Origin of the sequence: Halalkalibacter nanhaiisediminis (assembly GCF_007830185.1) — a bacterium.
Classification (GTDB): domain Bacteria; phylum Bacillota; class Bacilli; order Bacillales; family Bacillaceae_D; genus Halalkalibacter; species Halalkalibacter nanhaiisediminis.
In genome coordinates this window covers 459,757-481,570 of the sequence record NZ_VLKZ01000002.1, presented here as the reverse complement: position 1 = coordinate 481,570, position 21,814 = coordinate 459,757, and the positions used below count along the sequence as shown (strand labels likewise).

Here is a 21,814-nt window from a genome sequence, read left to right as displayed (position 1 = left end):
TCTTATATACGTGTAGTTTGATGAATATCAACCAAAGTCTATCACGTCCAGTTAATTTCTTTTTATTATTTATGAAAATAAAAAACTTATTAAAGTGAGGTTGGGATTTTATGTTAAAATAAAACAAATAGAATTCACTATTGATTCACTCGTGATATATGGTGAGTAGCAAAACTGACAATGAAGTAATAAAGGGATGGGTTCAGTATTGAATGATAAATTATTAACAAAAACAAAAATGTCGGAGTTAGTTGGATGGTCTGAAGCAAATGGTAGAAGATGGGTGAAGGATTTCAAAGAATATATACCCACTGAATCTAGTCGGAATAGAGTTATGTACACTATGGAGTCATTAAGAATAATGACATTCCTTAAGAAATTGAATGAAACAGGTTTAACAATTCCAGAGATCAAACAAATTTTAATCAAAGAGGGACTTCCAAAAAATGAAAAAGAAGAGCTGCAGTTAATTGAAAAACACAAAGTAGCACGGGGATATAAAGATTACAATGAAGATATAAAAGATACTATCCCTTCTACAGGGGAAATGATGATTCCTTATTTGGAGCTACTTAGAGATGGAAGTGCATATTCAGCTAGTGATATTACAGAAAAATTAGTCAACTCCTTTAAATTAAGTGAGGAACAAAGACTAATGAAGTATGAAAATAACTCAGATATTATATTTCTTTCTAGAGTACGAAGTGTAAGGTATAGCTTAAAGAAAGAAAATTACATTGATGAAGTTAATAAGCTTACATATCAAATTACCAATGAAGGTCTTGAATTACTTAACGAGAGCAAAGGTGAGATTAAAGAGGAAATTGAAGAGTTAGAAAAGGTAATAGATCCTCTAACAATTGTTAAAGAGAAATTGGATGAATTAAAAAATGAACTAGCTGATAATTTATTGAAGCAATTAAGAAATGTTCACTGGATGAAATTTGAAGATATAGTTGTAGAGCTATTAACAGTGATGGGGTATGGAGATGGAAAGGTTACTCAAAGAACAAACGATGAAGGCTTAGATGGGGTAATTAAAGAAGATAAATTAGGTTTAGATAATATATATGTTCAAGCTAAAAGGTATGCAGCTAATAATTCAGTTGGTCGTGATGTTGTTCAAAGCTTCTCTGGAGCTCTAGATGGAAAGGGAGCAAGGAAGGGGGTATTTATTACAACCTCTTACTTTACTGATGGTGCGAGAAAATATGCTGAACGATTAGAAGCCAAGAAGATTATTTTGATTGATGGTTTAGAACTATCAAAGTTGATGATTGATCATAATGTTGGAGTTGATATTAACCATACTTTTGTGGTAAAGACTATTGACTATGATTATTTTAAAGATGAATAATTTAGTAGGTGGGGGTTTATCTTGTTAGTTGTCTTATTGATGACTAGTGAGGTAAGCTCCTTTTTGCTTTTTAATTGCACTAAGATGTAGTAAAATATATACTAATGATGTAAAATGATAAGCAATGATAAGATATAACAAGTTGAAATGGTAGGACATTCCAACTTGTATAAACATTTGGCGGTAGCTCACTTTGTCTTGGGAGATAAGGATGAGCTACTTTTTTGTTATCTTGTGAACGTAAGTCAGAAAAAGAATGAGAAAGGAGCCTGCAGCAAACAAAAGTAATAGTAGTTGAATATACTCTTCCATCTAATCACCTCCAGATTCTATATTAAGGCATATGACAAAACACTTCCATAAAATAGTTTTCTTACTTGTCCTATTAAATTGGGAAATACTCTCTCTTTCCTGAACTAAGATTAACACAAGAAACCCTAGTAAAACAACATATTGTACTAACTTTTATTTTAAATACACCATATATTGTGTTTGATTTCATTTTATGTGATTTTGTCAACTTGGAAATGGATAGAAAGTAGAAGCATAATCGAGATTAATAAGCTTTTATCTCATTTCTTCCGACATTTTGAACCCATTTGTATGTTGCCAAACTTAGGAAGAGTTTCAACCTCTTATCACTTCTGAACTTGCTGAAATGGATAAAATAGTTGACAAAATCTTTTATTTGATAACACCCATAAGTGGCAGATGATATCAGCAAGTGGAGATGGTGTTGCTAAAACAAAAACCCCCCTCACTACTAATAAACTAGTGAAGGGGTTAAATTAAAAATTATTGCATTTCCCATTCCATTACTTCAGCAAACTGTCTTACTTCATCATGAATCATTTCAATTTCTGATGCCCTTAGAACTAAATCAGCCATAGGGACTTCATCATCTTCTTGAAATTTTGCTGTGTCAACTTCGAACATTAAGATTTTTTGATTTCCCTGTACAACATTAATACCAACATAATCTGCACCTTCAATAGCATCCTGAAGTAAGAAATCATAAGTTTGATTTAATACATGTTGCGCTTGAAGTCCTTTATTATCATTTTCTTCATTAACATAGATCATTAAAGAGACGTAATTATTGAGTTCAATAGCATCGGTCACCGTAACCTCAGTAGCATATTGATACATGGACGTATCGATTGTACTTATGCTAGAATCAACGTCAGCTCCCTCAGCTTTATCTTCAACAACTTCTTCAACCTCTTCTGTAGTTTCTTCAGTTACATCACCCGGTGTTTCTGTCATTTCATCAGTTCCACCACAAGCAGTCGCTACAGCTAAAACAGAAGCCATAAACAAACTTAATAATCCTTTTTTTATAATAAAACCCCCTATTTTTAGAAATACAGGGAGTATTATACCGATTTTTAATTGTTTTGTAAAATTAAAGGTTTTTTCTTTGTCAGATAATCACCTATCTTTGTTGAAACATGTCTCATTTTAGCTACTATTAAGAAAAAAGAGATTTTTACCTATGAATAAAGAATTAGAAAATTTAATTGTGGATTTTAAATTAAAACTAAAGCGCAAAATAAAATCAATCGAAATTACGGTTCTTGAGTTTTTAGTAAGTACTGATTCAAATACGTTCAACTTTATTCTTCATTAGGTGAGGAAAAAGATTTAATTTTCTCTGATACCCACGGCACACAATCAAATACCCACACTTTTCAGCGCTTGTATCATGCTCGATTAGCGTAATGCCACATTTTTGCATGTCTCTTTTTAACTTTCCTATATCAATTCCAACTTTATTCAAAGCTCTTTCTACCAATCTTATATACGGTTCAGTTAACTTTAATCCAGCAGTTTCAATCTTCTTTAGATCACGTTCTAATGCTGCAGGAACTTAGGAAACGTAATAAACAATTAGAAGATAGAGATGCAGCCCAAAACACACCACCACTAGCTAGAAGCGTACATAAAATCATAGAAATCCAACGGAAATACCCATTCGCATGTTTCTCCATTTTTCCTAACTTCAATTTCCATATATTGAAAAAGCCAATATAATTCCATTCACAAAATTTCCTAGTAATAATAATTGCCGATAAGTACCAAAAAAGGTGACGAACCAATTGAAGGATTCAGTTACTCATCCTTTAACCATATTAATGTAAATAAGTGCAAAAATGGCAAAAGGGAGTAAAAAACCCTGCATTAACAGCAAATGTAGTCCAATCCGTTTTTCAAATTCTTTATTGTTTTCATCTTTTCCTCCCAAAAAATATAACGAAATGAGAACGGATGAGGGAGATGTAAAGGGAGTGGTTAGGAGTTGATGCAACGATTGAAGGTGAAAGGCAAAGTTAGACTTTACTGAAACGATACAACTATTAAAATTCAAGAAAATAACTAGCTGTTTATTGGTATTTTGGATGTTTAGGTAGGTAATCCTTAGTTAACAAGTAAAAACTATTGAGGGGAGTAGGTGCGCTATCCGGGGACAATGATTCTCTCGACATATCTTCTGCCCGGGCGTAAGCTTCTTGATAGCAAAATGGTAGCTTGTTGATTTTATTCATGGCGAAATGAATCCGGACAACATCACAATTAGTGGGTTGACGATTGATTATGGCCCTTGTGCTTTTATGGATACATACCCAGCAATTGAGTTAGATTGGGTAGATCGACAGTGCCGTTACGCCTACGGCAATCAGCCAAAGATTGCATCATGGAATCGCTCGTAATTTGATTGGCAACAATGAAAGTCCAAATCTGTATTTATTATTTATGGTTTGTTCAGCCAAGCTTTGTTAGGGTAAGTTACTGGGTTTTAAATAGTAAAACATCAAGTTGCACAAAAGGCAGACAATAAATGTGTATGAAAGCGTAATCAGATGATGGCCATTTGCTGTTATTATAAAAATAAGTAAGGGGGAGCAGCTTATGTATCTAGATGAAAGAAGCAACTTAATATTAAAAGAAGTCGTTGCGAATCCGGATATATCCAATAAGGATTTGGAGAATAAGTTTCAATTATCCCGAAGACAAATTAGCTACAGTTTCACAAAAATTAATGATTGGTTAAAAGGAAAGAACTACCCAGTTATATCCCGTACAAACGGTGGGAAGTTCATTGTAAATCCAGTTTTAATAGGCTTATTTGCAGAAAAACGAGATGATTCTTCTTCAGCTACGTATATTCCCTCTGAAAAAGAGCGAGCTGAATTTATTATATTAATGTTGTTAAGTGGTGAAGAAGAATTATCACTTGTTCATTTTTCTAGTGCCTTACAAGTAAGTAAAAATACGATTTTAAGAGATATGAAACTTTCTCACACTATTGTAAGCGAGTACAAATTAGAGATTGTTTATTCAAGAATGAACGGTTATGAAGTAAGTGGTAGTGAATGGGATAAGAGAAGATTATTTATTGATGTTTTGAGAAAAGTTTTTGAGATTTATAAAGGCGAAACCTACATTCAGAAACTAGCGAACATATCAGTGGCTGATATTGAGAAACTAAAATTGCAAATGGAAGAAGTGGAAAATAAGTTACATCTAAAGTTCATTGACGAGCGAATTAAGATTCTCCCATACATTATAGCGGCCCTTCTCAAAAGAATGAAAAAAGGCAACTTAATTACTGGCTCATACCAAATCGATTACGATGAATTGTCGGATACAAAAGAATTCGAAGCCGCTGAAATCTTAATTCAAGGTATAAAAGATATTCCTAAGGAAGAGCGACTGTTTATTACGTTGCAGCTGCTTACATCAAATGTACTAAGTTCACAAGTTTTGACTGAAACTGAATTGCCACAATTAAAGGAATCTCTGAAATCTAGTTTAGAACTTTTTGAGAAAAAAGCATGTATTCTTTTTAAAGAAAAAAAGGCTTTGTTAGAGAGGTTAGTTTTGCACATGAAGCCAGCGTATTATCGCATTAAATATTCGTTAACGACTAATTATTCCATTCTCGATAAGGTTAGTGAAGAATTTGAGGCGATTCACTTCATTGTGAAAGATTCCATTAGACCGTTTGAAGACTATATAGGGAGTCCTGTTCCAGAAAGTGAAATTATGTTTATCACGATCTTTATTGGTGGACATCTGATTAATAGTGGAGAGACGATTTCCTTTAAGAAAAGAGCTGTTGTTGTTTGTCCAAATGGCGTCTCGATTTCAAGATTAATGGAAAATACACTGCGTGATTTATTTCCAGAGTTTTACTTTTACGAAGCCTTTTCCATTCGAGAGTTTGAACGACAAACAGAGTTGGAATTTGATATTGTTTTTTCGCCAGTTGCTTTGCAAACAGAGAAACACTTATTTATCGTAGACCAATTTATTAGTGATTTTGAAAAAACACAACTACGCCAACGTGTTATGCAAGCCATCTTCGGATTGAACTCATCTGTTGTGAAAATTGATCAGCTTCTATCCGTAATTGATAAACATGCAAAGATAGAGAATAAGATAGCGTTAGAGAAGGCTTTGCAGGATTATTTTTCTTTTCAATTCTCCGGTGAAATGAAGCAGAAAAAGGATTATGGCTTAACGGATTTCATTATTCCGGAAACGGTGATTCTTGAAGAATCGGTTGAAATTTGGCAGGATGCATTATCGATAGCTTCTCAGCCGCTATTAGATAGAGGAAACATCACGGAAAATTATGTGGAAACCATGAAAACTCAGTATTCAGAAATGACACCAAACATTGTTTTGCGACTAAATATTGCTATTCCACACGCCCGCCCTATCGATGGAGTCAATAAAGTTGGGATGAGCTTATTAAGGATCAAAGACGGACTCACGTTTAAAGATCAAGAAAAAGTTCACTTTATCGTAGTGATCGCAGCCATTGATAAACATCAACACTTAAATGCTTTGTTACAGTTAATGAAATTAGCTGAAATGAATGATGTGTTAGAAGAGATGCTCCATGCTCCTAACTCAAATGAACTTGTAAATCTTGTCGCGAACTCTATAAAATAAGTTGTTTTTCTTAAAAAGGAGAGAGTGAAATGAACATACCAACAGTACTTGTTGCATGTGGAGCAGGTATCGCAACATCTACAATTGTTTGTAACCGTGTAGAAAATCTATTAAAAGAAAATAATGTAAGAGCTCAAGTTGTTCAATGTATGATTTCTGAAGTCTCCTCCCGTCAAGATGGAGCAAGTTTAATTATTTCAACAACTATTCTTCCAACAAAATATAGGATCCCAAGTATTGTTGCTACTTCTTACATTACAGGGATTGGAATGGAAGAGTTAGATCAAGAAATTCTTACATTGTTAAAAAATTAACGACCTTTAGGAGGGCTTATGAAGGCAGCTGTTTTACATTCTGAAAATCATTTTATTTATCAGGACATGGAAAGTTTCGAGTGTCAAAACGATGAAGTGAAAATAAAAGTAATGGCTGCAGGGATTTGCGGATCAGACACACACAAGATGGTTAGCAAATGGAAGTATCCGCTACCTGCGATCATGGGTCATGAATTTTCTGGTTATGTCGTTGAGAAAGGAAGCGATGTAGCAAATGTTGAGATAGGGGATCGGGTAGTAGCTATTCCCTTTCTCCCTTGCCACACATGTGAATATTGCAAAAGTGGTGTGTACTCATTATGTGAAGACCATGGAATGATAGGATCGAAATCGTACGGTGGGTTTGCGGAGTATGTCAATTTAAAAGCAACAAACGTCTTGCCCATTGGGAACATGGATTTTGAGGAAGCTGCTATGATTGAGCCACTCGCAGTTGCATTACACGGGGTATTACATATTCAGCCTAGATTAGGAGATGTAGCTGCAGTATTTGGAGTTGGGACGATTGGAATGTTAGCGATACAATGGTTGAAAATTGCTGGCGTGAAAGAAATTATTGCCATCGACATTTCTGATGAAAAGTTAGCGGAAGCAAAGGCTATGGGCTGCGAAAGAACAATTAATCCTCTACAAGACAATTTAATTGAGAAGGTTCATGAGTATACAAATGGTTTAGGTGTTGACGTAGCTTTAGAATGTGCAGGATCGAAAATTACACAAGAACAATGTTTATTAATAACGCGCAAAAAAGGGGAAATTGGCTATTTGGGAATTGCCTACTCGAATGTTGTTCTCTCTGAACAAGCCTTTGAAAATATCTTCAGAAAAGAACTGACGTTAAAAGGATTTTGGAACTGCTATTCTGCTCCATTTCCAGGTGAGGAGTGGACAAAAAGCATAGATTTTATTTTAAAAGGTCGAATTAAACTAAAAGAATTGATTTCTCACCGTTTTCCTTTAGAAGAAACTCAAAAAGCATTCGATTTAATGATCAATCGTAAGGAAACTTACGGAAAAGTAATGATAATCCCAAACAAGGAGTGAAGAACAAGTGAAAGCAGTAATGAAGTTGAATCCAGGTCATGACAACATGTCATTAGAAACCCTTACCGAACCAGAAGTTAAGGGAGATTTAGTGAAAATAAAGGTAGCCTATACAGGAATTTGTGGAACAGATATTCATACGTTTACGGGAGAATATGCAAATTCTAAAACTCCTGTTGTACTAGGACATGAATTTTCTGGAATTGTGACAGAAGTTGGCCCTAATGTACAAAATGTAAAAGTAGGAGACCGTGTGACAAGTGAAACCACTTTTACAACTTGTGGAGAATGTGAATATTGTCTAGAAAAAGATTATAATCTATGTTCAAATCGAAAAGGAATTGGAACTCAAGTTAATGGAAGTATGGCTGAGTTTGTCATTTCAAGAGAAGAGAGTGTTCATGTTTTAGCTGATTCTATTAGTCTAAAAGCAGCTGCTCTAGCAGAACCACTTGCATGTTGTGTTCACGCTGGATTAGAGAAAACAACTATTGAAGAAGAAGACAAAGTACTTGTTTTCGGACCAGGACCAATTGGATTATTGCAATGTCAAGTAGCGAAAGCCCAAGGAGCGTTTGTCATTTTAGCAGGTATTACAAAAGATAAAGAACGGTTAGAATTAGCGAAGTCCATAGGTGTAGATGTCATTGTTGACGTATTAGAAGAAGATCTAACAGAAGTTGTTATGAAACATACAGGTGGATATGGAGTCGACAAAGTATTCGAGTGTTCTGGGGCTGTACCTGCTCTTAACCAAGGTTTACCATTGGTTAAGAAAAAAGGAACATTCGTTCAAGTTGGAATCTTTGCTAATAAAATGAACCCATTAGATCAAGAATCCATTGTTCAACGAGAAATTAACTACATTGGAACACGTTCTCAAAAACCTAGCTCTTGGCATCTTGCTTTGAAACTATTAGAAGATCAAAAGATTGATGTAGATAAGATGATTACAAAGGTGGTTCCTTTAGATGAATGGCGTAAAGGTTTCGAGGCTGTAATGGGTGGAAATGAGATAAAAGTAATCATTGAGTCTTAATAATTTTGTTAATATTCATAATATTAAAAACACTATACTGAGGTAGAGTGTTTTTTTATTGTTTTTGTCATCACTAGGGCGAACAACACTACTTACATTAACTGGGATGGAAGCGCATCAAAACGTGCAAGCAATAGTGATAAAATAAAGTAGTAGATGAAATCAATAATCCTCAAGAAAGAAAAAGTTAGCCATAATTAACTTTAGAAAGAGTGAGAAACATGAAAGTAGCTATTAGCAGTGACCATGGTGGTCTTGTTTTAAAAGAAGAAGTAAAAAAGGTTATGGAAGAGCTCTATATTGATTTTATTGACTTAGGCTGTGACTATAATGGGTCTGTAGATTACCCTGATTACGCAATTCCCGTTGCAGAACAGGTTAGGGATGGCAAAGTCGATCGTGGAATTTTAATTTGTGGGACAGGAATTGGGATGTCAATCGCAGCTAACAAAGTCAAAGGAATTCGCTGTGCTCTTGTGCATGATGTATTTAGTGCAAAAGCTACTCGGCTTCATAATAATTCAAATGTGTTAGCGATGGGAGAGCGAGTCATCGGTCCAGGACTTGCTAGTGAGATTGTAAAGGCATGGCTTTTAACTGAGTTCGAAGGTGGACGTCATCTTAATCGAGTAAATAAATTAGTAGAATATGAAGAAAACACTATTTTACGTTGAGGAGGAAAAGATGACGAAAATAGGATTGCTAAATTTAGATGTTTCTCCTTCAGGACTTAATCAAATGGATCATACTATTATTTCAGAAGTCGAAGATTATAATGTAATGGGAATAGAAATGGACCGGTTCAAAAATGAGTTTCATGTAAGAGACTTAAGAGAAGCGTGTGATGCCTATCATTACCCAATTTTGAAGCCAATACCATCAAGAAATACCTTAGCATTTCAGCAAGTTCTTTCAGGGTTTGATGCTGTTGTTATGATTGGTACTGGTAATATTCATATCACTTTGTAAAAGAAATAACGAAACAAATAAGGGAGACTCGTTTTTTATTTGTACCTGTCTCTATTCATAATGACATTGAAGGTTCGGACATTTCTTTAGGGCATGATACTGCTATTAACGCCATTATTGAAAATACGCTGAAAGTCAGAGATACGATACAATCCTTAAAAAATGATAGTCCAAGATTATTTGGTGTTCAACTCCCCGGGGAAGTACCACGGGAAATGCTAGAAGAACTTTCTCTAGCTGTTGAAGGATTTTTTCTTCCTTATAACTGGAATAGGTTACATCAAATCCAACTTGAACAAGCGTTAAGGACTGACTTCTCTATTGGTCAGACGTTTTCATTTTTGTTTATTGATGAGCGTATTGATCCCAAGCAGCTACCAAATACGATCCTGCCTACTTTAGCTTTTGACTGGAAAGTAATAAAAATAGACGAAGCGATATGTATGGGACAAAATCCCACAGCTCTTGATCGAATATTGGCTATGAAGTTTGCAGGTCAAGTTGTCAATTGGATTCATAGCAACTGGCAAACGGGCAGTTTGAATATATTTACACGAAATGTATGTTTCGAGGGAATGACAATGGAAGTTTAGTAAGTGAAAGGACGGCCTTAGCAGCATAATGTTGAGGCCGTCCTTTTTTCTAAAGGTGTTTAAGAGATATAGTGAGAAAATGATCATCACAATGTTGTACAAAGGGGAATCAATGAATGGGGATGAAAACGGATACATTTTGGCAGTTTTCGATGGTACTATTAATTTATAGAAAAGAGATAAAAACTCTGCTAGATAATCAAAAAAGGATTGTTGATTTCATCTACGACTGGCAATAATCACGAGACGATTATCGAAGCAATTTTTATCACTCATTCTTTCCATTTTAAATTGATATGAACGAATTAGATAAAAGGCTAGGAGAACTTAGGAGGACTTACAAAATGTTACTTGATGAAAATTTAATCTTGAAAGATGTAGAAGCAACAAGTGCTGAAGAAGCAATACGCTTAATGGCAGGAAATTTATTTGAAAAAGGAATTGTTAAAGAAAGTTACATCGAAGCGATTGTAGAACGTGAACGGAACTTTGCTACAGGGTTGCCAACGAAAGGATATTCCGTCGCAATTCCTCATACAGACAAAGAGCATGTTATTGAAAAGGCAATTAGTGTAGCGATTTTAAAAGAACCAGTTGATTTTGTCATTATGGGTGAAGATAGTGAAACGACACCAGTTAAGCTGATCTTTATGCTAGCCATGAATGAAAGTCATTCACAGTTAGAGCTGTTACAAAGGTTGATGCAAATCTTCCAAGATGATGAAGTTTTGAACTCATTGGCTCATGAGGAATCAAAAACAAAGATAAAAGATTCTCTATTACAATTATTAAACTTTCAATTGAAAGGAGGTGAGTAAGATGAAAAAGAAACAAATTTTAATCGCTTGTGGAGCTGGAATTGCAACTTCTACAGTTGTAAATGATGCAATTGAAACGATGTGTAAAGAAAATGGCATCGCAGCAAATTTAATACAAATCAAAATCACTGAAGTTGGTGGTTATGTTGATACAGCTGATTTACTTATCAGCACTACGATTGTTCAAAAAGAGTATCCATTCCCAGTGATCAATGCAAGAGCATTTTTAACAGGAATTGGTCTAGATGAAGCAAAAGCTGAAATTCTAGAGCAACTAAAAAAATAATAAAGAAGATGAATAGATAAAGAATCTTCAAATGTAAAACAACATTCTCGGTTCTGAGTTTGAAAGTTTCTCTTTAAAATGAGGAATCGAGAAAAAATGGAAGTAAAGGGGAATCCGGTTATGGATCGTATGGTTGAATTTTTACAATCATTTTTGGCACTAGGACCAACGGTTATTTTGCCAGTTGCAATCTTCTTAATAGGTATAGCATTCGGACAAAAAATTGGAAAGGCTTTCCGATCAGGTATCACAATTGGAGTTGCCTTCGTCGGGATTTTCCTTGTTGTAGATTTACTAGTTAGTAATTTAGGACCTGCAGCTAATGGAATGGTTGATCGATTTGGGATTGAGTTAAACGTCATTGATGTTGGGTGGCCAGGCGCTGCATCCATGTCATGGGCTTCACCAATTGCTGCATTCATTATTCCATTAGGATTATTAGTGAACGTAATCATGCTAGCAACGAATACGACAAGAACGATGAACGTTGATATTTGGAACTTCTGGCATTTTACGTTTACAGGTGCGATCGTGTACACAATTTCAGGCAGTATGATTCAAGGTTTAATTGCAGCCGTTCTTTTCCAAATTGCATGTTTGAAAATTGCTGACTGGACTGCACCGATGTTACGAGATTATTTTGATTTACCTGGCGTATCCGTTGCAACGGGTAGTACAGTATCTTATGCACCGCTAGGCATTCCATTAGTAAAACTATTACAAAAAACACCAGTAATTAAAAATTGGAACGCTGATCCTGACTCGATTCAAAGACGATTCGGAGTGTTCGGAGAATCCATTTTTATGGGACTATTCTTAGGTATTGGTTTAGGTTTATTAGCAGGCTATCCGTTTGGAGAGACAATTCAAATTGGGATGGCAATGGCTGGGGTAATGGTTCTAATGCCACGTATGGTTAAGATTCTTATGGAAGGACTAACACCAGTTTCTGAATCTGCTCGTGAATTTTTAAAGAAAAAATTTGGTCAAAAAGATATTTATATTGGGTTAGATGCAGCTGTAGCTATAGGACATCCATCTGTTATTTCAACAGCTTTAATCTTAGTACCAATTACAGTTTTATTAGCTGTTATTTTACCAGGAAACAATGTATTACCATTTGGTGATTTAGCAACCATTCCATTTATCGTAGCTTTTATCGTTGGAGCTGCAAGAGGAAATATTGTTCATTCTGTAATTGTAGGATCTATTCTAATTGCATTAACGTTATATATGGCAACGGATATTGCAGTTATTCATACTGAAATGGCAGTAAATGGTCAATTTAATTTACCAGAAGGTACAAATCTAGTATCTAGTCTTGACCAAGGTGGAAACTTAATTAACTGGGTAATTTGGAAAGTGTTTGCGATTTTTAACTAATAAAAAAACGAGTAAAAAAGAAAAATGATCCTCTGCCAAGAAGTTATTCTCTTTCTTACTCGATACACATACTAAAACTGTATTATAGTGAGCTAAACTTTTCAATAAGAAAAATATGAAAATAGGGTGATCATATGGTAGAGCAATTTGTAGATTATGCGTTAGGTCCACATGGAAGGTTTTTGAGCGATTTTTATTTACAGTACCAATTTCCCATTAATACGTTAGTAGTGGCAGTTGCTGTATATAAATTGTTTTCTGGAAAAAGAAAAAAAGAAGCGGGAACCAATTAACCTTTGATAATTAAATATGCGGATACTACTATTCTAAAATTTAAGCATATGTTTACACTAGTTCTATTTTTTCTTTTGAGAATTAAAGAAGATAGCAATAGCAAGGGGGATTAATCTACTAGTTTAATCCTCTGTTTGCTTATAACAAATAAAAGAATCGTCTATATGAATAAAATAATAAAGGGGCGGTATTCATGAGTACTTTAGTCAATCAAAATGTATCTCAATTAGCTGTGAATACGATTCGAACACTATCAATAGATGCAATTGAAAAAGCAAACTCTGGTCATCCAGGTATGCCGATGGGGGCAGCCCCGATGGCTTATACGTTGTGGGCAAAAGAAATGAATCATAATCCTTTCAATCCGAATTGGTTTAATCGTGATCGTTTTGTGTTATCTGCTGGTCATGGTTCAATGCTTCTATATACTCTTTTGCATTTATTTAGGTATGATGTGTCCATTGATGACTTGAAAAACTTCCGCCAGTGGGAGAGCAAAACACCTGGACATCCTGAATATGGTCATACCCCTGGAGTGGAAGCCACAACAGGACCACTGGGACAAGGTGTTGCTATGGCGGTTGGAATGGCAATGGCTGAACGTCATTTGGCAGAAACGTATAATAAAGATCAATTCAATCTTGTCGATCATTTCACTTACAGCATTTGTGGGGATGGAGATCTGATGGAAGGGATCTCTGCAGAAGCAGCCTCTTTAGCAGGTCACTTGAAATTAGGACGTTTAGTTGTCATGTACGACTCCAATGATATATCACTAGATGGAGACTTACACTTATCCTTTTCAGAAAGTGTTGAAAAGCGTTTTGAAGCATATGGTTGGCACGTAATCCGTGTCGAAGACGGAAATGATTTTGATGAGTTGCATAAAGCTATTCAAGCAGCAAAACTAGATACAGAGCGACCAACACTAATTGAAGTTAAGACGACCATTGGTTTTGGATCACCAAGCAAATCTGGGAAATCAGCTTCACATGGTGCCCCACTTGGCCTAAAAGAAACAAAACTAACAAAAGAAGCATATGGTTGGACTTATGAAGAAGATTTTTACGTGCCAGAAGAAGTAGCCAATCATTTTAATGAACTAGCTGAACAAGGAGCAAAAAAAGAGGCAGAATGGAATCAGTTGTTTGAACAATATAAAACAGCACATCCAGAGTTAGCAAGAATGTTTGAGGAAGCTATAAATGGAGTTCTTCCTAAAGAGTGGGAAGAAAGCTTGCCAGAATTTTCAACTGCTGAAGGTTTAGCGACAAGAGCTTCATCTGGAAAAACGTTAAATGCAGCAGCTAATGCCATTCCTCAGTTAATTGGTGGTTCAGCTGACTTAGCTGGTTCAAATAAGACTCTTATTTCATCTGAACAAAATTACGGAATTGATAGTTACTCAGCGAGAAATATTTGGTTTGGTGTTCGCGAATTTGCCATGGGATCAGCTTTAAATGGAATGGCCTTACATGGTGGAGTGAAAGTTTTCGGAGCTACATTCTTTGTCTTTTCTGACTACCTGCGACCTGCTATAAGGCTCGCTGCTCTTATGAAGCTTCCTGTAACGTATGTATTTACTCATGATAGTGTTGCGGTTGGAGAAGATGGCCCAACTCATGAACCGATTGAACAATTGGCTTCATTACGTGCTATGCCAGGCTTATCAGTTATTCGTCCAGCTGATGCGAAAGAAACGGTTGCTGCATGGAGGTTAGCCCTTAAAAGTACGGACACCCCAACAGCATTAGTGTTAACGCGTCAAGACTTACCAACATTAGACGTCGATCAGGAAACGGTATATGAAGGTGTTAAAAAGGGAGCTTATGTAGTATCTCAAGCAAAAGAAGAAGCGACAGGTTTGCTTCTAGCAACTGGTTCTGAAGTGTCTCTAGCCATTGCCGCACAAAAGGAATTAGAAAAGGAAAAGATTTTTGTTTCTGTTGTAAGTATGCCAAGTTGGGATCGGTTTGAACAGCAATCAGTTGAGTACCGCAGAAGCGTTCTCCCAAGTCATTTGATCAATCGTTTAGCAATTGAATTAGGAGCTTCGCTTGGGTGGAGAGAGTACATTGGGGATCATGGTGACAAACTTACAATTGATCATTTTGGGGCCTCCGCGCCAGCTAGTAAACTTTTTGAGGAATATGGATTTACAGTAGAGAATGTAGTTGCGAGATATAAGGCATTAACACAATAACAAGTTTAAGATTGGTCCAAATTTATAAAATAGAGGAGAGAATTAAATGCAAGAAAAAACATTTATCGTAATTGATAAAACAGGAATCCATGCGCGCCCAGCAACCGTTTTAGTCAAAGAAGCGGGGAATTTTGAGTCATCAGTTGAATTAGAGTATAACGAAAAAAGTGTAAATCTTAAATCGATTATGGGTGTTATGTCTCTAGGCATACCAGAAGGTGCTGAGATAAAGATTACAACATCAGGTCAAGATGAGAATGAAGCATTAGAAGCAATGACAGAAACAATTACGAGTCAAGGACTAGCAAAATAACAAGGTGAACCTACTATAAGAAGGATTAATTACTAGAGAGCAGAATCGAGTGGGGTTAAAAACAAAAAGGATATACCTTTCAAAACTATAGGTACATTCTCGGTAAAACAAATAAAAATAGTGAAAAAGAAGAAACGATCGCTACAATTGTTGATGAACCGGTAGTAGAGGAAACACCGCCCCAACCAAATCATGAACGGTTCTCAGGATACAAACTTATTGAAGTCGATGGTGGTGATTTATCTGGATAATGTGAACCTAACGTCATTGTTGACATTGGTTATGGGGACCGTGAATATTGGGCATTTACTAATGTTATATTTAGGTTAAGAGTCAAAAATCCTGATAATAAAAGGACCGCACATATTAGACATTGATCCTACCCCTGTCAAGTAGACAGCTAGAAAAAGATTATGCAGCCAGTGTGACTCGATACTCAATCGGGGCACGCTGGTTGAGCTTTTTTCTGGAATCGTTCGTAGTTATAGAAGTAGACATATTCTTGTAGAGCTTGATGAAGTTCTTATTCTGTTTTACACTGATAGAGATACAACTTCTCAGTTTTGAGATGCAAAAAAGAATGATTCGATGCACGCGTTATCAAGGCAGTTTCCTTTGCTAGAGTGGCTACCTTGAACGCCCAACCCTTCTAATCGTTTGTTGTATGCTGGAGATGTATATTGGAATCCTTGATCCGAATGGAGAGTGGTTCCTCGTACGTCTCTTTTTTATGTCCATTCTTCAATCGTCTCCATGATTAAACGAAGGTCATTTCGTGTTGAGATCTTCCAAGCCACGATCTCATTGTTATATAAGTCAAGAATCACTGACAAGTAGAGAAGCACCGTCCCCACTCGTACAAACGTCATATCGGTGACATACTTTTGATTGGGGAGATCCGCAGAAAAATCTCGTTTGGAGAATATTTGGGAACACGACCGATCCTTTTCGTCCAAAATAGCGTCGTTTCTTCCGAATCACCGAAGCGATTCCTAGAATCTTCATTTGCTTAAAAACACGTTTTTGATTGGCGTGAATGCCTTCTTCTTTTAGCGCCGTAACTATTCGTGGGTACCCGTAGTATGGATGAGCACGATGAATTGCAAGAAGGTGTTCCTGAAAGAGTGCATTCATCTTGGCCTTTTTGGCTCGAAGCGGTTCGTTTTGTCTCCACTTGTAATATCCAGCACGCGAGACACGAGCTGATCTCCACCAACTATTGCTTTCAAAACGGATCTCTCCCAAAGTGCCGCAAAGGAGAAAAGTGGTCCATTGCTCGGCCTGATCAAATACGGTTGTTTCCTTCCATCAAGCTTTTGTAGAAACCTAAACTCGGGATAATGCAACGACGTGACTCAAAAGCTCGCTTGAAAAACGGTTTAATATGAGTGGTTTCCAACCTGGCATTAATAAGATTATACGCAATCTTTTTGTCTGAAGCCCAGCTAGGGACAACCCCCCAATGTAACTGATCAATAAGCCGTTCATTGTTGGTTTAATAGCAGCAAGTACGTATTGAGAAGGGGAGATGTTTATCGCAATTCGTATTGGAGGAATTTGTTTGTGATGTCATATTCGTTCTGTATACTATCTTTGGATGCAAACAGTGTAAATCGACCACACATGTTTACTCATCCTTTTCCATTATCTATATCATAGTATGGCTTATTTATCTTTTCCTACAAAATAGGGGATAGAACATAACGACATCAAATCCACATCATTTTGTAATTGAAAAAGTAATTAAATATTACCTTTTGTTGAATTTCAGGAAATTATTTTCATGTTAGCATACAGTTATTGTTTCTAATCAAAATAATGTGTTATATAGTGAGAAAAGTCGCGATTGAATGTACTTTATTGGGACTTTTCTCGATTGTTGATTTCAGTGACTTTACCCTGCTCCATTTACTTGTATCCTAAATAAACATATAATAACAGTTAAATATTACAATTTTAGAAATTTTCATGAAAAAATAGATATACAATAGTTCCTATTGCTGATAAAGATTAGTATGGAGAAATATATTGTAAATAAAGAGAGCTAGATGAAATAACCATTTGTATCTGATTATATCCTGATATGTATTTAAAAATATTCGTTCTATATTATTGACTAAAAACCAAGCAGAGTAGGTGGTTAAGATGGCATTATTTTATGAAAACAAAGTAAATGACAGAAAGGCAATCTATGATGCAGCAGAAAAATGGAAGAATGAATGTTTACTAGATAACAAATCCTTAATTTGGGATGAAGAGTCTATATGGACGAATGCGAATTTGGATAGATTTCGAGCTATTTTTGTTGAAAATCCTGATGAATCAGGGGATAGTTTCGATAGTAAGTTTAAAAAGCAGTTGGAAAATGAATCTGATAGTGTGTACAAGCTCGCTATAGAAATTATGTTTATCTACTATATGTTCCCGTATAAGGGCTCAATTAGCTTTAAAACCAAAATGGACAAGCTAGACATGATAGCATCATGGAAGGGAATTGAACTAGATCACTCGTTAGAAGTGTTTAACGGGCTAAAGACAGGTCTTGGAGCTACTGGAACATTCTATAATACTAGCAAATATTTTGAGATTTCCTTTTTATTCTTAGTGGTGGAGAATTTAAAAGGGTATCCTTTAGAAAAGCGTAAAACGATCATAAATGATTATAAACTGCTAAAACGAGTTGCGGATGATATACGCCAAAAAGTAGGTAAGCGAGTGCAAATGCTTCATATCTTTTTACATTTGCTTTTACCTGATTACTTTGAGCGAATTGCTAGTTGGGGACATAAGAGGAAGATTGTAAAGGCTTATTCTGAATATGTAACAGAATCTTCCGTAAAAGATACCGATGAAAAGCTTTTGATGATTAGAGATAAGCTTCAAAGGGATTATCCGGACGAGCAAATAGATTTCTATGAAACACCTGAAATTGCAAAGGTATGGAGAGAGGAAGATGAGTCAGCTGGGAGAAAATTAACTGATCTCGAACCAGAACCTACTTATGAGGGATATATAATTCCTCGTGTAAAGTTTGAAGATGTTAAACTTTTACAGGTGGATTTGGTATTTGAGAACATTGAGTTACTATTCAATCAAGTGATAACTGCAATTCAAAACGGTAAGCATATTATTTTAACAGGACCTCCAGGCACAGGGAAATCCAAGCTAGCTAGTAAGATTTGTGAGTTGTATGGAGTGGACTCAATGATGGTAACGGCAGCGTCGAATTGGTCAACCTATGAAACGATTGGTGGATACCGTCCTGACAAGGATGGTAATTTGTACTTTAATGATGGGATCTTCTTGAGCTGTGTGAAAAATAAGAAGACGAACCAATCTGAAAATAAATGGTTAATTATTGATGAAATAAACCGTGCCAATATTGATAAGGCATTCGGCTCGCTATTTTCTGTATTAACTGGAGATGAGGTAACGCTGCCATTTGAATCAAAAAGTGGGGAGTCTATTATCGTAAAGCCACAAGGGGAAGCTAATAAGATTGAACCCAATGACTATACTTATGTAATTCCAAATGATTGGAGAATCATTGCAACGATGAATACGGTAGATAAAGCCTCGTTGTATGAAATGAGCTATGCATTTATGCGTCGCTTTGCCTTTATTCCTGTTGGATTACCAAAGGATATTACGAATGACTTAGTTCAACAATATTTAAACGTTTGGAATATGGAGACTTATCCAAGTGTTGAGACACTAACGAGTATATGGAAGTTAATTAATAACTATCGAAAAATCGGTCCTGCAATCGTAGCCGACATAGCCAAGCATACACAGTTTAATGATGACTTTACTTCGGCAATCATTTTGTATGTCCTACCTCAGTTTGAAGGGCTACCTGTTTATCGAATTAATGAATTTATTACTCAGCTTGAGGAACAAACCGATATTATTTTTAATGAAGGTTTTTTGCATGATTTTGTGTATGATTTCTTTGATGCAGGTGGTTTGGAATGAGTTTAAAAGAAGAGGAAATACTTGAAGAAATTTCTGGATTTATTCACGGGTACTTAAAAGCGGGAAAAGTAAGAATTAATTCCTTTTTTTCTAAAATAAACGTGAACATATCAAATCTGGAGCAGTTGTTAACGATACGCTTTCTTTTAAAGGAAGAAACGAAAGACTTTGTTAAAAATCTACCGATGTTATTAAAACGTTTTAAGACGACTACGGTTACTCAAAATGAAATCAATATTGGAGAGATAAGAGGGCAAATAGATTGGGGGCAAACAACTAAAGAGCGTCTAGTAAGAAACCATAAAGATAGCACGATATTTTCAACTAATGAAAGTATTCGTACTTATAGTACTCCAGAAAATATAGTTCTTAAACAACTGCTCGGCATCCTCTATAGAGTTCTTTTTCGAGACTCCTATATTAAGGGATTTGAAAAAGCAGAATGGTTCTCTGAATGGCAACAATTAAAGGTAAACATAGAACAAGCATTTAAAAACAACATCTATTTGCAACGAGTAAGTCAGATGCATGTTACTAATCGTGTTATTCAGAAAACCTTAAATAATAGAAAAAGGCTTTACCGGGAAGCAGCAAGGTTATTAATGTCTTATCGTAAAATCATAAACGGTCAGTATCACGAGGAAGATATTAAAAGCCTACTTCGTGAAACCTTTATCGCACCAGAAAAAATAGATGTTTTATTTGAGTTATACTGGATCGTACAAATTATTAAACAGAATACGACTAACAGCCAATTACACTTAATGGATGGCCAACAGAATAAGGTTGCAACATGGGGAGATGATTCCTATACCTATCACCTTTATCATGATTCTACTGGTTCAAATTTAGTTAATTTTGCTATACCTTTGAGCGAAATTCAAAATAGTAACCATCCATATCTTCAGCAAAAATATAAATCATTAATATCAACGAAAAAACTAGCACATGATCTATTTGGTCGAAATTTAACTAGCCATCTATGTCGAGGAAGGCCTGATTTTCTAATAGAAGTCTATGAAAAAGGTACAAATAAATTAATCGATCTAACAATCGGTGAAGTTAAGAATACTTCAAGAGTTGACTATGCCATTACCGGATTGGATGAGCTTCTAAACTATATATATTTGGTAAAGGGTCGTAAGGGGAATTATTTGTTAGACAGTGATGTTTCTGTTAAGGGAATGTTATGCGTAGATGAAGTGGAGTTCAATAATGAGTATGAGTTTGGGTTGGTTCGGGTTGCAGGGAGGAAGAGTAGTAATAAGATGAAATTGTGAGGAAAGGTCTTTTTTATATTAATCTATTTCTGGTATAGAAATTAAAGAATTAATTATGAGTTGAGGTCCGAGGGGAAAGGTTCAGCGTATTTGTTATGCGTTGACATCTTTCTCTTCGGACCTTTTTTATTACTTTAAGGGAGGTTTAATGTATGAAAAGAATTGATGACTTAAAAGCTGGGATTGCAGTTATTATTTTGAATGAGGAAAAACAAGTTTTGTTACAGAAAAGGTCAGATGTAGGACTTTGGGGTATTCCTTCAGGACATGTAGAAATAGGGGAAACAGTCTCTGAGGCAGCTATCAGAGAAGTAAAAGAGGAAACTAATTTAAATATAAGAATTAAAAAACTTATTGGTGTGTACTCTGACCCTAATTCACAGGTGTTTGCCTATCCAAATGGTAAGATAGTACATTTTATAACAACTTGTTTTCTTGCAGAAATGATTGGTGGTGAACTACGATGTCATTCTTCTGATTCGCTAGAAATTAAGTTTTTTAAACAACAAAACCTACCGCAAGACTTATTGAAAATCCATCCTCAATGGTTAAAAGATGCGCTTGCTAATAAAGAATTGGCGTTTATTCGTTAGCGAATGTCTTATTGAAGTAACGGGTGCTAGAATTTAATAAAATTGCTGATGCAGCTCTGTTGTTATTCTACTAATAGAGGCAGTAATGTGGAATAAACATTGTCATTCTTTAATGCATAGTAGACACATACTGTGCAGCAAATAATTTCGTTTATGAAAGAATGACTTTATTAAAGAGGTTATTTTTCGGAGGTAGGTATGCAACAATCGGGCGCTTTTCTTTAATAAAGAGGCGTCTTTTTGTAATGCCCCAACACATTTAAGGAGATCTAGTAGGGTAAAAAAAAGATTGTAAAGATCTCAACTTAAACTATAGGGTACTTGTGCGGCCGAGCCTGGGTCGTATCATATAGCGGATGGGATTCTCGTC

The 21,814-nt window shown here is 35.6% G+C and carries 21 protein-coding genes and 3 pseudogenes; 19 read left to right on the top strand and 5 right to left on the bottom strand.

What is annotated here, in order from left to right; translation table 11 throughout:
• Window positions 1-208 precede the first annotated feature (208 nt).
• Window positions 209-1,357 carry a restriction endonuclease gene (locus IQ10_RS05065; RefSeq protein ID WP_144449386.1) on the top strand — a complete coding sequence of 383 codons (1,149 nt, stop codon included), beginning with the start codon at window positions 209-211 and terminating at the stop codon, window positions 1,355-1,357.
• Window positions 1,358-2,152: 795 nt separating this feature from the next.
• Here the strand turns inward: IQ10_RS05065 and IQ10_RS05060 are convergent.
• Window positions 2,153-2,671 carry a hypothetical protein gene (locus IQ10_RS05060; protein WP_144449385.1) on the bottom strand — a complete coding sequence of 173 codons (519 nt, stop codon included), beginning with the start codon at window positions 2,669-2,671 and terminating at the stop codon, window positions 2,153-2,155.
• A 286-nt stretch (window positions 2,672-2,957) separates the two neighbouring features.
• Window positions 2,958-3,206: pseudogene (locus IQ10_RS18910) on the bottom strand (YhjD family protein); the annotation flags it as partial.
• Window positions 3,207-3,867: 661 nt separating this feature from the next.
• Here IQ10_RS18910 and IQ10_RS05050 point away from each other — a divergent pair.
• The 15 genes and pseudogenes from IQ10_RS05050 to IQ10_RS18865 form a co-directional block, all read left to right on the top strand.
• A pseudogene (locus IQ10_RS05050) lies at window positions 3,868-4,059 on the top strand (protein adenylyltransferase SelO family protein); the annotation flags it as partial.
• Window positions 4,060-4,267: 208 nt separating this feature from the next.
• Window positions 4,268-6,319: a BglG family transcription antiterminator gene (locus IQ10_RS05045; protein ID WP_144449383.1), complete on the top strand. Its 2,052-nt coding sequence runs from the start codon at window positions 4,268-4,270 to the stop codon at window positions 6,317-6,319.
• A 29-nt stretch (window positions 6,320-6,348) separates the two neighbouring features.
• Window positions 6,349-6,633: a PTS sugar transporter subunit IIB gene (locus IQ10_RS05040; protein ID WP_144449382.1), complete on the top strand. Its 285-nt coding sequence runs from the start codon at window positions 6,349-6,351 to the stop codon at window positions 6,631-6,633.
• Between the two features lie 18 nt (window positions 6,634-6,651).
• Window positions 6,652-7,698 carry a galactitol-1-phosphate 5-dehydrogenase gene (locus IQ10_RS05035; protein WP_144449381.1) on the top strand — a complete coding sequence of 349 codons (1,047 nt, stop codon included), beginning with the start codon at window positions 6,652-6,654 and terminating at the stop codon, window positions 7,696-7,698.
• A gap of 7 nt (window positions 7,699-7,705) precedes the next feature.
• On the top strand, window positions 7,706-8,737 hold the full coding sequence (locus IQ10_RS05030) for a zinc-binding dehydrogenase (RefSeq protein ID WP_144449380.1): 1,032 nt from the start codon (window positions 7,706-7,708) through the stop codon (window positions 8,735-8,737).
• Window positions 8,738-8,958: 221 nt separating this feature from the next.
• Window positions 8,959-9,411 carry a ribose 5-phosphate isomerase B gene (rpiB, locus tag IQ10_RS05025; protein WP_144449379.1) on the top strand — a complete coding sequence of 151 codons (453 nt, stop codon included), beginning with the start codon at window positions 8,959-8,961 and terminating at the stop codon, window positions 9,409-9,411.
• Window positions 9,412-9,421: 10 nt separating this feature from the next.
• Window positions 9,422-9,706: a hypothetical protein gene (locus IQ10_RS05020; RefSeq protein ID WP_144449378.1), complete on the top strand. Its 285-nt coding sequence runs from the start codon at window positions 9,422-9,424 to the stop codon at window positions 9,704-9,706.
• A 5-nt stretch (window positions 9,707-9,711) separates the two neighbouring features.
• A complete protein-coding gene (locus IQ10_RS18735; protein ID WP_144449377.1) occupies window positions 9,712-10,299 on the top strand; it encodes a 6-phosphofructokinase in 588 nt (195 codons plus the stop codon).
• Window positions 10,300-10,643: 344 nt separating this feature from the next.
• Window positions 10,644-11,117 (top strand): PTS sugar transporter subunit IIA, encoded by a 474-nt coding sequence (locus IQ10_RS05010; protein WP_144449376.1) that lies wholly within the window; start codon window positions 10,644-10,646, stop codon window positions 11,115-11,117.
• A 1-nt stretch (window position 11,118) separates the two neighbouring features.
• Entirely contained in the window at window positions 11,119-11,403 is a 285-nt protein-coding gene (locus IQ10_RS05005) for a PTS sugar transporter subunit IIB (protein ID WP_144449375.1), read from the top strand.
• A gap of 120 nt (window positions 11,404-11,523) precedes the next feature.
• Window positions 11,524-12,786, top strand: coding sequence for a galactitol-specific PTS transporter subunit IIC (locus tag IQ10_RS05000; protein ID WP_144449374.1), 1,263 nt, complete (start codon window positions 11,524-11,526; stop codon window positions 12,784-12,786).
• A 134-nt stretch (window positions 12,787-12,920) separates the two neighbouring features.
• Window positions 12,921-13,079, top strand: a complete 159-nt coding sequence (locus IQ10_RS18140; RefSeq protein ID WP_199757378.1) for a hypothetical protein — start codon at window positions 12,921-12,923, stop codon at window positions 13,077-13,079.
• 194 nt (window positions 13,080-13,273) lie between these two features.
• On the top strand, window positions 13,274-15,283 hold the full coding sequence (gene tkt, locus IQ10_RS04995) for a transketolase (RefSeq protein WP_144449373.1): 2,010 nt from the start codon (window positions 13,274-13,276) through the stop codon (window positions 15,281-15,283).
• A 46-nt stretch (window positions 15,284-15,329) separates the two neighbouring features.
• Complete coding sequence (locus IQ10_RS04990; protein ID WP_144449372.1) at window positions 15,330-15,596, top strand: phosphocarrier protein HPr; 267 nt, start codon at window positions 15,330-15,332, stop codon at window positions 15,594-15,596.
• Between the two features lie 197 nt (window positions 15,597-15,793).
• A pseudogene (locus IQ10_RS18865) lies at window positions 15,794-15,910 on the top strand (DNA/RNA non-specific endonuclease); the annotation flags it as partial.
• A 414-nt stretch (window positions 15,911-16,324) separates the two neighbouring features.
• On the opposite strand, the gene IQ10_RS18725 reads toward IQ10_RS18865, so the two are convergent.
• The 3 genes from IQ10_RS18725 to IQ10_RS18720 all read right to left on the bottom strand — a co-directional run bounded on the left by IQ10_RS18725 (window position 16,325) and on the right by IQ10_RS18720 (window position 17,073).
• Window positions 16,325-16,465 carry a hypothetical protein gene (locus tag IQ10_RS18725; protein WP_367613651.1) on the bottom strand — a complete coding sequence of 47 codons (141 nt, stop codon included), beginning with the start codon at window positions 16,463-16,465 and terminating at the stop codon, window positions 16,325-16,327.
• Window positions 16,413-16,730, bottom strand: a complete 318-nt coding sequence (locus IQ10_RS04980) for an IS3 family transposase (protein WP_144449371.1) — start codon at window positions 16,728-16,730, stop codon at window positions 16,413-16,415. The genes IQ10_RS18725 and IQ10_RS04980 overlap by 53 nt, the downstream gene beginning before the upstream one ends.
• Window positions 16,731-16,881: 151 nt before the next feature.
• Window positions 16,882-17,073 carry an SOS response-associated peptidase family protein gene (locus tag IQ10_RS18720; RefSeq protein ID WP_144449442.1) on the bottom strand — a complete coding sequence of 64 codons (192 nt, stop codon included), beginning with the start codon at window positions 17,071-17,073 and terminating at the stop codon, window positions 16,882-16,884.
• 668 nt (window positions 17,074-17,741) lie between these two features.
• On the opposite strand from IQ10_RS18720, the gene IQ10_RS04970 reads away from it, so the two are divergent.
• The 3 genes from IQ10_RS04970 (at window position 17,742) to IQ10_RS04960 (ending at window position 21,444) form a co-directional block, all read left to right on the top strand.
• Complete coding sequence (locus IQ10_RS04970; protein ID WP_144449370.1) at window positions 17,742-19,571, top strand: AAA family ATPase; 1,830 nt, start codon at window positions 17,742-17,744, stop codon at window positions 19,569-19,571.
• Window positions 19,568-20,851 carry a hypothetical protein gene (locus IQ10_RS04965; protein WP_144449369.1) on the top strand — a complete coding sequence of 428 codons (1,284 nt, stop codon included), beginning with the start codon at window positions 19,568-19,570 and terminating at the stop codon, window positions 20,849-20,851. The genes IQ10_RS04970 and IQ10_RS04965 overlap by 4 nt, the downstream gene beginning before the upstream one ends.
• Before the next feature lie 152 nt (window positions 20,852-21,003).
• Window positions 21,004-21,444 (top strand): NUDIX domain-containing protein, encoded by a 441-nt coding sequence (locus IQ10_RS04960; protein WP_144449368.1) that lies wholly within the window; start codon window positions 21,004-21,006, stop codon window positions 21,442-21,444.
• The last annotated feature ends 370 nt before the right edge of the window (window positions 21,445-21,814 follow it).